14 protein-coding genes and 1 other annotated feature are annotated in these 13,166 nt (G+C 40.6%); of the genes, 5 read left to right on the forward strand and 9 right to left on the reverse strand.

The features are described 5' to 3' along the window. Positions 1–73 precede the first annotated feature (73 nt). From LC455_RS27155 to LC455_RS27165, 3 genes are read left to right on the forward strand one after another with little or no spacing between them, the layout of a single operon-like run. Positions 74–442 (forward strand): hypothetical protein, encoded by a 369-nt coding sequence (locus tag LC455_RS27155; RefSeq protein WP_223595724.1) that lies wholly within the window; start codon positions 74–76, stop codon positions 440–442. Continuing rightward, positions 442–1,329, forward strand: coding sequence for an FAD:protein FMN transferase (locus tag LC455_RS27160; protein ID WP_223595725.1), 888 nt, complete (start codon positions 442–444; stop codon positions 1,327–1,329). Before LC455_RS27155 ends, LC455_RS27160 begins: the two co-directional genes overlap by 1 nt. After that, positions 1,316–1,843, forward strand: coding sequence for a ferric reductase-like transmembrane domain-containing protein (locus LC455_RS27165; protein WP_223595726.1), 528 nt, complete (start codon positions 1,316–1,318; stop codon positions 1,841–1,843). Before LC455_RS27160 ends, LC455_RS27165 begins: the two co-directional genes overlap by 14 nt. A gap of 33 nt (positions 1,844–1,876) precedes the next feature. On the opposite strand, the gene LC455_RS27170 is transcribed toward LC455_RS27165, so the two are convergent. The 7 genes from LC455_RS27170 to LC455_RS27200 all read right to left on the reverse strand — a co-directional run bounded on the left by LC455_RS27170 (position 1,877) and on the right by LC455_RS27200 (position 9,459). Beyond that, positions 1,877–2,182, reverse strand: a complete 306-nt coding sequence (locus tag LC455_RS27170; RefSeq protein ID WP_223595727.1) for a rhodanese-like domain-containing protein — start codon at positions 2,180–2,182, stop codon at positions 1,877–1,879. Between the two features lie 56 nt (positions 2,183–2,238). Then, positions 2,239–4,656, reverse strand: coding sequence for a leucine--tRNA ligase (leuS, locus tag LC455_RS27175; protein ID WP_223595728.1), 2,418 nt, complete (start codon positions 4,654–4,656; stop codon positions 2,239–2,241). A gap of 167 nt (positions 4,657–4,823) precedes the next feature. Next, positions 4,824–5,046: a binding site (T-box leader), on the reverse strand. 132 nt (positions 5,047–5,178) lie between these two features. After that, positions 5,179–6,366 carry an MDR family MFS transporter gene (locus LC455_RS27180; RefSeq protein WP_223595729.1) on the reverse strand — a complete coding sequence of 396 codons (1,188 nt, stop codon included), beginning with the start codon at positions 6,364–6,366 and terminating at the stop codon, positions 5,179–5,181. A gap of 240 nt (positions 6,367–6,606) precedes the next feature. Beyond that, positions 6,607–8,061, reverse strand: coding sequence for an ammonia-forming cytochrome c nitrite reductase subunit c552 (locus tag LC455_RS27185; protein ID WP_223595730.1), 1,455 nt, complete (start codon positions 8,059–8,061; stop codon positions 6,607–6,609). 2 nt (positions 8,062–8,063) lie between these two features. Next, positions 8,064–8,576, reverse strand: coding sequence for a NapC/NirT family cytochrome c (locus tag LC455_RS27190; RefSeq protein WP_223595732.1), 513 nt, complete (start codon positions 8,574–8,576; stop codon positions 8,064–8,066). Between the two features lie 426 nt (positions 8,577–9,002). Continuing rightward, entirely contained in the window at positions 9,003–9,182 is a 180-nt protein-coding gene (locus tag LC455_RS27195; RefSeq protein WP_223595734.1) for a glycogen biosynthesis protein GlgD, read from the reverse strand. A 13-nt stretch (positions 9,183–9,195) separates the two neighbouring features. Then, positions 9,196–9,459, reverse strand: coding sequence for a YtzC family protein (locus LC455_RS27200; protein ID WP_223595736.1), 264 nt, complete (start codon positions 9,457–9,459; stop codon positions 9,196–9,198). Positions 9,460–9,692: 233 nt separating this feature from the next. Here LC455_RS27200 and LC455_RS27205 point away from each other — a divergent pair, with 233 nt between their 5' ends. Both LC455_RS27205 and LC455_RS27210 read left to right on the forward strand, forming a co-directional pair. After that, positions 9,693–10,643, forward strand: coding sequence for a TIGR01212 family radical SAM protein (locus tag LC455_RS27205; RefSeq protein ID WP_223595738.1), 951 nt, complete (start codon positions 9,693–9,695; stop codon positions 10,641–10,643). Positions 10,644–10,647: 4 nt separating this feature from the next. Beyond that, the gene (locus LC455_RS27210; protein ID WP_223595740.1) at positions 10,648–11,220 is read left to right on the forward strand and encodes a class I SAM-dependent methyltransferase; all 573 of its coding nucleotides are present in this window, start codon (positions 10,648–10,650) and stop codon (positions 11,218–11,220) included. A 23-nt stretch (positions 11,221–11,243) separates the two neighbouring features. Here LC455_RS27210 and LC455_RS27215 read toward each other — a convergent pair whose 3' ends face one another. Both LC455_RS27215 and LC455_RS27220 read right to left on the reverse strand, forming a co-directional pair. Then, entirely contained in the window at positions 11,244–12,326 is a 1,083-nt protein-coding gene (locus LC455_RS27215) for a tetraprenyl-beta-curcumene synthase family protein (RefSeq protein WP_223595742.1), read from the reverse strand. Between the two features lie 18 nt (positions 12,327–12,344). After that, positions 12,345–13,148, reverse strand: a complete 804-nt coding sequence (locus LC455_RS27220; RefSeq protein WP_223595744.1) for an alpha/beta hydrolase — start codon at positions 13,146–13,148, stop codon at positions 12,345–12,347. Positions 13,149–13,166: the final 18 nt, after the last annotated feature.

The raw sequence follows: 13,166 nt of genomic DNA on the forward strand, positions 1-13,166 counted from the left end.
AAGTTTATTTTAAGTTTGAGCTTGTAAATTATTTTCTAGAAAGACATTTTCAAGCTTGAAAGGAGATTTGGCAATGGATAAAAAACAAAAAATCTCTTGGGGAGTCAGCTTTGGCGGCCTGGCATTAGTCGCTGGGATGGTCTCTTATCTTGGATTATCCAATGGATTTAACACTAATAATAAAGTTGCCATCAATCAGGGACAATCCTCTAACAATAATTCTAATCAGCAGACTCAGGACAATTCTGATTTCGGGCAGCAACCAGAACAAGGCAGTTCGTGGGGAGGAGATAGTCAATTTAATCAAAACGATCAAGGGACTGTTGATAATTTTGACAGCAATCAATTTGGCAATAGCAGCGGGCAAGATCAATTCTCAAATGAAGGCGGTCATGGTTTTGGACATCATGGCGGGTTTGATACAACAACGGGTGGAACCTAATGTATAACTATCAATTTAACTCTATGAGTACAATCGTAAAGATTTCAATTAGCCGCGAGCTGTTTGCGAATGATTTGATACCGGTTCATAAATTGTTTGAAGGTGTAGAGGATACCTGCAGCCGTTTCAAAAAGGATAGTGAACTTTCGCTCCTTAACCAGCAAATTGGAAAAGAGACTGCTATTTCGGCAGACATGTTTTCAATATTGACAACGGCTGAGAGCTTTTATAAAGAAACGGATGGAATTTTTAATCCAGGTGTTTTAACAGCTCTTGAAAGCAGCGGTTATTCTAAATCTATTGAATCCATTAGAGGGCAAAAGCTAGAAATAGCTTCCCCCTCAGCGATTGCTGCTATAAACCCTTTTACTTTAAATGAGAATTTGCAGTCGGTTATTCTTCATACCAAAATCGACCTTGGAGGGATTGCCAAGGGCTGGGTCATTGACAAGGCTTCAAAGCTTTTTGAAAAAATGGGATTTGGGTTTATCAATGTTGGCGGGGATATTCGCATTTTTGGTTCCCTGCCACGGCAATTGAACATTGGAATTGAGAATCCATTTGAAAATACAAAAATCATTTCTTCGATCCAGGTAAAAGATGGGGCGCTGGCAACGTCTACTTCCATGAAAAGAAAGTGGAACCTAAATGGTAAACAAGCACATCACTTAATAGATTCACGTACCGGAAAACCTTCTAAAAGTGGGATTGTATCGGCAACAGTTACGGCTCCAACTGCCCTGGAAGCTGATGTTTGGGCCAAAACAGCCCTATTATTAGGTAAAGAAACAGGAAAAGAATGGTTAATAAAAAAAGGGTGCTTAGCCGTTTTGATTAATAAAGACGGAGAGATTTGGGAAGTAGGCGTACAGAATGGAAATCTTTGAATGGTATATGATTAGAGCGACGGGTACAGTGGCCTACCTATTATTATACTTATCGGTGCTCATTGGACTTTACACTCAAGTTCAAAAAAAGCGCAAACGTAATGTAGCTGTTCCGTTGGTTTTGCATGAATCGCTTGCGAATTGGGCGTTGTTTCTTACCCTAGGCCATGTTGGTTTCTTGTTGATTGATACTTATATATCTTTTAATTGGGTTGAAGTATTGATTCCTTTTAATACTGACTATAAGCCGCAGCCAATGGCCTTGGGAATTTTCTCCTTATATTTCTTGATCATGACAATCGTCACCTCAAAAATGAGGAAAAAAATTGGCTATCAGCAATGGCGGAAATTACATGCCCTTAATCCGATTCTATATTTATTCGTTACGATTCACGGCCTTTTTATTGGAACGGATTTTCAGGCAGTGGTGATTGTAGCTGTTAATATTATTCCTACTATACTTATAGTTTTCATGAAGCAAAAGAGTAAACCAAAACTTGAGGTCTCTCCATAAAGGCAAATAAAAACCGATTCCAAATGGAATCGGTTATTTTGTTTCACCTGTCCAGCTCAGCATTCCGCCAACCATATTGCGGACTTTGTAGCCCTGGTCTTGCAGATAATGGCAAACATTCCCGCTGCGGCCGCTTGAGCGGCAGATAAAAATATATTCTTTATCCTTGTCAAAATAATCGAGGTTGGCAGGTATGTCTCCCATGCGAATATGCTTTGCACCTGGAATCATTCCAGAAGCAACCTCTTCATCTTCTCTTACATCGACAAGCTCTAGTTTTTCCCCAGCTTCTAGCTTCTTCTGTAATTCCTCAGGTGTAATTGTTTGAATTTCTTCCATCCCACTCATCCTTTCAGAAAAACATCCCCCCTAAAGAAGGAGGATGCTTAAAAGTATTAGTTTGCTACAATATTAACTAGTTTGCCCGGAACCGTAATAACTTTACGAATTGTTTTTCCTTCGATTTGTTCCTTCACTCGGTCATCATCCATGGCAATCCCTTCTAATGCCTCTTTACTTGCATCAGTTGGCACCATAAGCTTTGTTTTTACCTTACCGTTGACTTGGATGACAATTTCAACTTCCTCATCCACTAGCTTAGCTTCATCATATGCTGGCCAGGCTTCGTAGGAAATCGTGCCGCTGCGGCCTAGTTTTTCCCATAGCTCTTCAGCAATATGCGGACTAACCGGTGCAAGCATTTTGACGAATCCTTCAACGTAATTTTTAGGTAGAACTGTTGATTTATAGGCTTCATTGATGAATACCATCATTTGTGAAATGGCGGTATTAAATCTTAATCCTTCATAATCTTCAGTAACCTTTTTCACTGTTTGATGGTAGACCTTTTCTAAATTCGATGCTTCTATATCCTGCTGAATTTTTGGACTTAACTCCCCATTTTCCTCTACGAATAATCGCCAGATTCGATCTAGGAAGCGGCGGGAACCGTCCAAGCCGTTTGTCGACCAAGCAATCGATGCATCAAGCGGTCCCATAAACATTTCATATAAGCGAAGTGTATCTGCACCGTGACTATCGATGATATCATCCGGATTAACAACATTTCCTTTTGATTTACTCATTTTTTCATTGCCTTCGCCTAAGATCATTCCTTGGTTGAATAACTTTTGGAATGGCTCTTTTGTAGGAACCACACCGATATCATACAAGAATTTATGCCAGAAGCGGGCATATAACAAGTGAAGAACGGCGTGTTCAGCTCCGCCAATGTAAATATCAACCGGTAACCAATGATTGAGTTTTTCTGGTGAAGCTAGGGCCTCACTATTTTTTGGATCAATATAACGTAAATAGTACCAGCAGCTGCCAGCCCATTGTGGCATTGTATTGGTTTCACGGCGGCCTTTCTTACCTGTTTCCGGATCGACTACATTTACCCATTCAGCAATATTGGCAAGAGGTGATTCACCTGTTCCTGATGGTTTGATATCTTTCGTTTTTGGTAACATCAATGGAAGCTGGTCTTCCGGTACGGCTGTCATCGTGCCATCTTCCCAATGAATAATTGGAATCGGCTCGCCCCAGTAGCGCTGACGGCTAAATAACCAATCGCGCAGGCGGTACGTTACCTTTTTCGTACCGATACCTTTTTCTTCTAACCAGGCAATCATTTTAGAAATCGCTTCTTCTTTATTTAAACCATTTAAGAAGTCAGAGTTGATGTGTTCACCATCGCCGGTATAAGCTTCTTTATCAATATCGCCGCCTGCTACAACCGCTTTAATTGGCAGCCCAAATTCTTTAGCAAATTCATAGTCGCGCTCATCGTGTGCTGGTACCGCCATAATGGCACCTGTTCCGTAGCTGACTAATACATAATCAGCAATCCAGATTGGCATTTTTTCGCCATTTGCTGGATTGATTGCGTAAGTACCCGTAAAAACACCTGTTTTCTCTTTCGCAAGGTCTGTACGCTCAAGGTCGCTTTTTAACTTTACCTTATCTAAGTAGGCGTCAACTGCTGAGCGCTGCTCAGAGGTGGTAATTTTATCTACAAAAGCATGCTCAGGAGCAAGCACCGCATAGGTAGCACCAAAAAGTGTATCCGGACGAGTTGTAAATACAGTGAAGGTTTCCTCGTGCCCATCAATGGAGAAAGTAACTTCGGCACCTTCAGAGCGGCCAATCCAATTGCGCTGCATTTCTTTCAAGCTTTCCGGCCAATCAAGTTCTTCAAGGTCTTCAAGTAAACGATCGCCGTATGCTGTAATTTTAAGCATCCACTGCTTCATTGGACGACGTTCAACAGGGTGTCCGCCGCGTTCACTTTTGCCATCGATGACTTCTTCATTGGCAAGTACGGTACCTAATGCCGGGCACCAGTTCACCGCTACTTCATCGATGTAAGCAAGTCCCTTTTCCCAAAGCTTTAAGAAAATCCATTGTGTCCATTTATAATATTCAGGGTCCGTTGTATTTACTTCACGATCCCAATCGTATGAGAAACCTAGTGCTTTAATTTGTCTGCGGAAGGTATTGATATTTTGCTCGGTAAATTCTGCCGGGTCGTTTCCAGTATCTAGGGCATATTGCTCTGCCGGAAGGCCGAATGCGTCCCAGCCCATTGGGTGAAGAACGTTGTACCCTTGCATCCGCTTCATTCGTGAAAGAATGTCGGTTGCTGTATAGCCTTCTGGATGACCCACATGAAGGCCGGCTCCTGATGGATATGGAAACATATCTAAAGCGTAAAATTTCCGCTTATCATATTCTTCGCTTGTTTTAAAGGTTTTTTCTTCTTCCCATTTCTTTTGCCACTTCTTTTCGATTTGCTGATGATCGAAACTCATTGTCTGTTCCTCCTTAAAGTAAAAGCGGAAGCGCCTTAACCAGCCCCGACAAGCATAAGACGAGCCGGCGGGAAGGTTGCTTTTTAACCTTCTCGACGGATTGGCTTAGACCAAAGAGGGGCTAGGCGCTGTAGCTGGATAAAAAAATAAAAAAACCTCTCATCCCAAAAAGGGACGAGAGGATTGTATATGTATCTTCCCGCGGTACCACCCACATTAGTGTTTAAAACACTCGCTTCATTATCCTTAACGCGGTAAACGGCAAACATTACTTTAGATTCATGCTTGCGACTCATAGGCGAGTTCATGATGTACCCGGTTGACTTTCACCAGCCGTCAACTCTCTAAATGCGGATAGGGACCATTACTACTCCTAATCACTGTTTTTTCAATATAAAAGTATTACGGTTATTGTATTAAATTTCCCAACAATTTGCAAGTAACCCCGCTGCCTAATTTCATAATGGACAACAAATTTCTCTTTTAAACCTCAAAACCTTTTGTCCACCCCACGTGGACAAATCATTGGATTTGTCCACGGACGGTGCCTGACACCCTTAAATTTCGGTCGTATAAAAGGGTCGTGACGATTGCAATGAGGAATAATCCAATTAAAACGGTAAATAAGGCTGACATGCTATATAAATCTACAAGCATGCCTCCTAACAGCGGGCCAATCATTCTGCCTCCGGTTGCGGTGCTATTGACGATTCCCTGGTAAAAGCCTTCCCTGCCCTTTGGTGCCAAACTGAAGGCAACTGTCGGGACTGCGGGCCAGATGAACATTTCCCCAATTGTTAAGATTATCATAGCGACTAGAAATTCTGAAAAGGCGCTGGCATTCCCTGCTACAATAAATGAGATAATAAAAATTCCAATTCCAATCAGTATTTGAAGCTTTAATGATGAAGAAAGAAATTTCAACACCCCATTTAAAAGAGGTTGACCTAGAACAATAATCGCTCCATTAATTGTCCATAAAAAACTGTATTGCGTTAAGGTTATATTGATTTCCTGCGTATAGGAAGCGATCGTGGTAGTCCACTGAACATATGCTACCCAGCATAGTAAATAACCTAAGCAAAGAATCATTAATGCCTGAAGATTTGCCTTGGATTTTATTCCTTTTTCCGCTTCTGCTTTATTTTCTTGTTTCCCCGAATCTACTAAAATGCTTTTATACCCGAAAACGGCAATAAGCAGGAAGATCACATACATAACCATATTGGCAAGAAAAATGAGCTGAAATGAGTAATCTGCCACTAGTCCCCCTAGTGCAGCACCTACTGCTACACCAAGATTTTGCGCGACATAAAGGGCATTAAATGCCTTTCTTCCGCCTTCTTTCCATACTGAGCCAGCCATCGCATACATAGAGGGAAAAATAATTCCTGTTCCAAAGCCTACAATCGTTAGAAAAACAACATATTCCGGCCAGCCATGCCAAAAGGTTAATCCGACAAGGGCTGCAAGGGAAATAAAGATTCCTAGAAGAATAGATTTATAGCCGCCTATTTTATCAAATAAATGGCCGCCGTATAAATTTCCGATGACATTTGCCCCTGCATTCAACATCAGAACAATTCCAGCAACCGATAAGGATTTTCCTAAATGATCGTGAATATAGATGGTATTTAAAGGCCATAAAAAAGAAGAGCCGATTACATTCACTGCCATCCCGATAATTAAAAGCCATAAGGCACGTGGCATGAAAATACGCTCCTTTATCATAAAATTATTTCGATATCCTTGGTAATTTTAGACCTTTTTCATTTTCAATGCAATCATTTTCTTCATTGACACCTTGCCACAATTTTGACAAAATAACACAAGAAAACACTGCTTCTAAAAAAGAAACAGTGTTTTAAGTGGTCAAATTATTCTCAGGCTCTTTCCAATACCATCCTTATTCCTTCTTGGCGGGACGAATTAGAGATATAGGGAAAGGGTCTATTTTTTTACAGGAACTGCCGGCACTAATGGTGCTTGAGCAGGGAAGTAGCTGTTTACAGCCATGTCTTTTTTCTTTTCATTCACTTTTTCTTCCAGTACTGCTTTTTTCACTTTTTCAATTTCCTTATCAAGCTCATCCATATTGACGCCTTTTTTCACTAGTTCTTCCGTCGCTAAGCGGATTGCTTTGTTGGACTGCTCAATTGAAATCCTTAGCGAATCCATTGAACCTTGCGGGTTGTGGAAGCCGGCAGAGTTTTCAGCAGCAACAATATCCCAGTACCATTGCCCCTGGCGTACATATTCCTGAGCTTGTTTTATTATATCCTTGTTTACACCAGACGTAATCATTTTGTTTACATAATAGTGTGATGTGGTTGAAACCTCTTGGGCTTCATGTAAGGCACTTACGTTTGCTTCTTGAATTTCAAGAACGCGGTCTTTTAGTTTGTCCAAATCACGGTCACCGTGGCACTGGCCGCATGAGGTTTGCATGGTTTTAAGTGGTGATGTCCACCAGTGTGAGGTGATTTTTCTTTTTCCATCTACACGCTCATATGGCATATGACAATCAGCGCAGGATACATTTGCTTTTCCGTGTGTTCCTGACATATGGGTTTCATACTCAGGATGCTGCGATTTTAACATTGGTGTTCCGGAAATATTGCTAATCCAATCTTTTTCAAACCCATTCTGTTTGGCAATCGTATTATAGTATTCATACATGTCCTCTGGCTTGAAGCCCTTCGTCCATGGGAAAGTAACTTCACTGTTTTTTGCAGAAAAATAATACTCAACATGGCACTGACCACATACGTAGCTGCGCATTTCATTCTTCGTTGGATTGGAAACATCAACACCCTGTGCTTTCAGTGCTTTAAAGAAGCTTGGCCGCGTTACACGTAAATCCATTGTTTTGGGATCATGGCAATCAGAACAGCCAATTGGCGAGTGACCCATGGCCTCCCCTTTTGGCCAAATCTCCTTGTTAAAATTTGCTCCCCAATAGTGTTCACCCATTTCTTCAATCATTTTTGGCACTGCTGTAGATTTACATGTATAACAAGATCCAACTGATTTATCGGTAATCCGTTTAATGCTGCGAATATCTTCTAGGGCATAAGTATGGCCGCGTTCTTCATTGTACTCCGTTGCAAATCCATATCCGTTAAATAGAATTGGCAGGAGCGGTTCTTTATCTGCTTCATATTTACTACGTTTTTCAGAGCCCCCGTAGGCAGTGTCCTCCATTTTTTCATTTTTCTTATAGCTGTTATATTGCAGCGGAAATAATTTTTTAAACGCTTCATTGCTGATTTCGTCCTCAGTTAGGCCCGTTGTTCTTTGACCTGCTGCAGAGGCTGTTTTCTCACCGGAATCATGACCACACCCGGATATGATTAATACCATTGCAGCCAGGAAAAGATATGCCCCAAATCTTAACCTTCCCATTTTTAAAATCCTCCCTTTTTCTCTAATAACTCTCCTGATTTAGGCGGCTCTTTATAATGATCATCCTTAAAGCCTTTTCCATGCGGTACAGTTTTGTGACAGGAAACACAGCTATCTTTAGCATCATGCGATACATTCGTAATCGTACTTTTGTGGCAGGAAATACAGTTTTCATTAATGACTTTCATTGTTCTGTCCGTCGCATGAATGACGTCTGGAATATCGTCTGTGCCTAAGGAGTTGAAGTACACATGTGTCATCCCAGCCCGACCCTTGAAAAATAGCTTTTTTGCTATATTCTCGTGGGGAAGATGGCAGTCATTGCAGGACAATTTCGCGTGAGTTGAGTCCATGAATGAAGTATAAACTGATTGCATCGTGTGACAGTTTTGACAAAAGCCCGGTGAATCTGTATAGGCCATGGTTTTTACAGTTACCAGTGATAAAAATACTCCGCCTAACAGAGCCATAACAACTAAGAGCTTTTTGTCAATTTTAAGAAGTTTTTTAATCATCTCTTCACCTCCCATAAAGATCTTTTTCTCTTTTTATTGTTAAAGTACCTAAGTACCTTAATCCAAATTTGATAACGAAAACTGTGAGCGGTTAATAGATGTGAAAAATTTGTGAACAGATTCACATAAAAACTTTATAAAAGATGCTAGTAAACAAACGTTTATCTAGCAAAAAATGGATGTTCTGGAAACAATTTTGTCATCCAATATCTTATTTAAACCATTAAAAAATATCTCAATCTGTGACGTCCGTCACACATTAAATTGGAGATGTTTCAAAAATGTGAACAGGGTTTTTATCCTATTTTGAAGGTGTTTTTAATGAGAAATTGATATCACAAGTGATTTTTAGCACTTTTGAAAGCGATTTAGATGCAGAAAAAAAAGACCCCTCTAAGAAAAAAAATGAGGGATCTTGCATTTTTATTATGACGATTGGTCTTTTTCTTGATGCATTTTCGATTTTACGGGCTGGCCGCCTGACTTTTCATATTGTTTTTTAGCTTGCTTCACGACATCAACATCTTGTCCGAATTCAAGGTCTTGATTATTGATGCCATTTCGTGTTGTTTGTTCGGGGTTTTGTTGTTTTGAACGTTTTTTCAAAAGGCTCCCTCCCTTAATGCCCTTGCAGGATCATATTATTTTGCAGCTGTTGAATTTGCAGCCTCATTCTGTGAAGCTGCTCCCGCTGCTGTGAATTTGCACTGTGGGCCATCTTTGCAATATCCTGGTAGGTTTCTTCAAGCGTTTGTAAGGCTTTAGTGTAATCGTCGTTATTATAATGCTCTTGTAGGCTGCTATCCTTGTATTGATCTTGGGCATATCGAATAGCATCCTCACATTGCTGCATTAATGTCTCCATGGATTCACGAGTTGCCATCTTTAGAACCCCCTTCTTCTCTTTAGAAGCACACTGCTTCATTTCTTATTCTGTTCTCCATTTGCTTTCCTATGACAATGAACGATTTGATAAATGTTGGGAATTCAACTGTGATAAACGCAATGGATATGCTTTTCGCTTCATGTTAAAATCAAAGTTATGCAAACTTTTTTAAACTTGAATGTTGATTTACGCTCCAATCAACATTATTACAAAATAAAGGAGGTTTTCTGATGCTTCAGACTAAACCTTTTCCATATGCGTCTGATAATAAACGGTATCATACCTGGAATTATCACCTACGAAATCAATTTGGTCATAAGGTATTTAAAGTTGCGTTAGATGGTGGATTTGATTGTCCTAATCGTGATGGTACGGTCGCCTATGGAGGCTGTACCTTTTGCAGTGCTGCAGGTTCCGGAGATTTTGCAGGGAGCCGTGCCGAGCCTCTTGAAATACAATTCAACCAAATTAAAGAAAAAATGCATACAAAATGGAAGGACGGCAAATATATGGCCTACTTCCAGGCCTATACTAATACCCATGCTCCAGTTGAGGTACTGAGAGAAAAGTTTGAGACAGTGCTAAAGCAGGAAAACGTAGTAGGTCTCTCGATTGCTACCCGTCCCGATTGTCTCCCAGATGATGTAGTCGAATATTTAGCGGAATTAAACAAACGAACTTATTTATGGGTAGAGTTAGGTCTGCAGACGGTTCATGAGCGGACAGCATTATTAATCAACCGTGCTCATGACTTTCAATGTTATGTAGATGGAGTCAATAAGCTAAGGAAGCATGGAATCCGCATCTGCTCGCATCTAATCAATGGTCTGCCGCTCGAAACGTATGACATGATGATGGAAACAGCTCGGGAGGTTGCCAAATTAGATGTACAGGGAATTAAAATTCACCTGCTTCATCTTTTAAAAGGCACTCCAATGGTGAAACAATATGAAAAGGGCATGCTCCAGTTTCTTTCGCAAGTGGATTATGTAAATTTAGTATGTGACCAATTAGAAATTTTACCGCCGGAAATGATTGTCCATCGAATTACAGGAGATGGACCAATTGACTTAATGGTTGGGCCGATGTGGAGCGTCAACAAATGGGAAGTACTAAACTCGATTGATGCGGAACTAAAACGACGGGATAGTTGGCAAGGCAAATTTTATCAAGAGGTTTAAATCAATGAAAATGGAACGAATTCTTCCGTTTGCAAAAAGCTTACTTAAAAAAGCTGTACAAACCGGCGATGCTGTCGTGGATGCTACTTTAGGAAATGGACATGATACGTTATTTTTAGCGGATTTGGTTGGTGAAACTGGTAAGGTGTTTGGATTTGATGTTCAAGAGGAAGCTATCCATACCAGTAAAGAACGCCTAAGCGCACACGGAATGTTAGAGCGTGTAACCCTTTTTCATGAAGGTCACGAGCATTTATCAGAAAATATACCACCGGATTACCAAGGAAAAATTACCGGGGCTATTTTTAACCTTGGTTACCTTCCAGGCGGTGATAAAACAATTGTGACCCAACCAGAGACGACTGTTGCTGCCATTGAGCAATTAATGGAGTTGATGGCACCTAAGGGCATCATTGTTCTTGTCATCTATCACGGTCACGAGGAAGGGGCTATTGAACGGGATTCTTTACTTCAATATTGCCAAGAAATAGACCAAAAAACAGCACACGTCCTCCAATATCAATTCATCAATCAACAAAATAACCCGCCGTTTATTGTTGCAATTGAAAAGAGGTAAAAACCAGGCCACGCCTGGTTTTTTTATTTAATCATAAGTCTAGTTACAAAGGATGGCACCGATTTTTGCAGCGAGCGGTAGGCAAGTCCATTGAAATAAAAGAAATAACTAATCCATCCGCCAGATTTAATAATTCCTTTTGCCAGCTTACGTACATTTTTCTGTTTTCGAACCTTTGAATCAGATAAATAGATCCCCAATAACCCGCGATTAATTAGCTGATGGAATTTTTTATGGGGGAGGAATTCCGTATGCCGGTCAGCCTCTATAACGAAATGCTTTAACCGCTTAAAAAGCGTTTCTTCGCTTTCATAATAAGAACAAAAGTTCAAATCGCCTCCGGCAACGTCCTCCTCTTGATCGATAAAATAATCTAAGAGGATATGCAAGCCTTGGATATAAGGAAAATAACCTTTTCGAATGTTTTCGGCGTCACTTGCCTGAAAATCTTCCCTCATCGCATAAGAAATCAGACAAAATATCCCTAACGTTGAACCAGAGCAGGCAGAGAATTCATACCATTCCATTGGCGGCAATTGATTTTGATGGTGATGGAACCACCTCTCGAGCCGCGGCACTCGTTCATCTTTTATAACATGTTTATGAATTTGCAAATCACAATAATATTGGCACAATTCAAGCAGATAATCCTTTATCAGCTCATAATGAGGGACATCCCTTAAAACCTCTCGGCACGCTGCTGATAAATCATTCAAATAGTTATCATCATCCTGATCTTCGCGAAGCCGGTAATAATTTTTCTCTTCCGCATCTATTATAAGTGCATCGTGCATTGATTCGTGAAGGGCCGCAAAATCATCAGGATCAAGTGAGGTGCTGCGGTCACAGAGATTATCAAGATAGTCACTAATCGTTTGATAGGCAACGATAAACCTGATTGCTTTTTTATAATGTTCACCTGAAGTGATAGCGAGAATACTTCCTCCCTCACAATGGAAGGTTTTATGCTCAATACTAGCAAGAGCCTGGGTTCTTAATTCAGGATTCGGTATTTTTTCAGCACGGCTTTTCCAATAAGCCAATTCTTTGTGTACGGCTGGAAGTATTTTTCGGTAAACCCTGGACATTAGAGTAATTGGCTTCATGGAATGCGACAACCCTTTCTATACAATATAACCTATTGCTTTTAATTGACTAATAACAAAATCCTTCGCGTATTCAAATACCTCTTCACGCTCAGGTTCATTAAAAATTTCATGGTAGCATTTTGGCCATTCTTTAAATCTTTTTTCCGATAACGGGACATGATTGAACCATTCCTTAACATTGTCTTTATTAACAATTTTGTCATCGCCGCCTTGCATGACAAGCATGGGAACATCCTGTATCTTTTTTAAATTTAGGAATGCAAGTTTTACGGCATGTACTAGCTCGCGGTACCATCTAATAGAAACCTTCGTTACATAAAGAGTATCATTCGAATCCGCTTCCCTCACGTCTTCATTCCTTGTAGCCATTTGGACGGTTAAACCGGAATTCATCCTTAAAGAAGGGAACACCACATTTAAACCATAGGAGAGGATATCTAAGAATTTGGACGGAGAATTCACCAATCCTAAACATGGAGAAGATAGAATAACCCCCGCTATATTCAGCCTTTCCTCCTGTAAAAGCCTGATTGTGATAAGCCCCCCCATACTATGTCCAAGTATAAACACTGGTAAATTATAGCGGTAGGCCGCCTGAACCCAATCCTTCACCTCAATTATGTATTCATCGAAGGAATCAATATGACCGCGGTTGGCGCGTGTTGTCATACCTTGCCCAGGAAGGTCAGCCATAATGACATGAAAGCCTGAAGAACGCCACATCTCAATCAGCCACCCGTACCTGCGATGGTGCTCCATTGCCCCGTGTACCATCACAATGACCGCTTTTGCATCCCCTTCTGCTTCCCACTTCCACATACTTTTATATCCCCCTAA

It is taken from the genome of Neobacillus bataviensis (assembly GCF_019969725.1).

Excerpts from the sequence above, each read along its gene's own strand:
- LC455_RS27155 (WP_223595724.1), top strand. The coding sequence starts at position 74 with ATGGATAAAAAACAAAAAATCTCTTGGGGAGTCAGCTTTGGCGGCCTG.
- LC455_RS27160 (WP_223595725.1), top strand. The coding sequence starts at position 442 with ATGTATAACTATCAATTTAACTCTATGAGTACAATCGTAAAGATTTCA.
- LC455_RS27165 (WP_223595726.1), top strand. The coding sequence starts at position 1,316 with ATGGAAATCTTTGAATGGTATATGATTAGAGCGACGGGTACAGTGGCC.
- LC455_RS27170 (WP_223595727.1), bottom strand. The coding sequence starts at position 2,182 with ATGGAAGAAATTCAAACAATTACACCTGAGGAATTACAGAAGAAGCTA.
- leuS (WP_223595728.1), bottom strand. The coding sequence starts at position 4,656 with ATGAGTTTCGATCATCAGCAAATCGAAAAGAAGTGGCAAAAGAAATGG.
- LC455_RS27180 (WP_223595729.1), bottom strand. The coding sequence starts at position 6,366 with ATGCCACGTGCCTTATGGCTTTTAATTATCGGGATGGCAGTGAATGTA.
- LC455_RS27185 (WP_223595730.1), bottom strand. The coding sequence starts at position 8,061 with ATGGGAAGGTTAAGATTTGGGGCATATCTTTTCCTGGCTGCAATGGTA.
- LC455_RS27190 (WP_223595732.1), bottom strand. The coding sequence starts at position 8,576 with ATGATTAAAAAACTTCTTAAAATTGACAAAAAGCTCTTAGTTGTTATG.
- LC455_RS27200 (WP_223595736.1), bottom strand. The coding sequence starts at position 9,459 with ATGGCAACTCGTGAATCCATGGAGACATTAATGCAGCAATGTGAGGAT.
- LC455_RS27205 (WP_223595738.1), top strand. The coding sequence starts at position 9,693 with ATGCTTCAGACTAAACCTTTTCCATATGCGTCTGATAATAAACGGTAT.
- LC455_RS27210 (WP_223595740.1), top strand. The coding sequence starts at position 10,648 with ATGAAAATGGAACGAATTCTTCCGTTTGCAAAAAGCTTACTTAAAAAA.
- LC455_RS27215 (WP_223595742.1), bottom strand. The coding sequence starts at position 12,326 with ATGAAGCCAATTACTCTAATGTCCAGGGTTTACCGAAAAATACTTCCA.
- LC455_RS27220 (WP_223595744.1), bottom strand. The coding sequence starts at position 13,148 with ATGTGGAAGTGGGAAGCAGAAGGGGATGCAAAAGCGGTCATTGTGATG.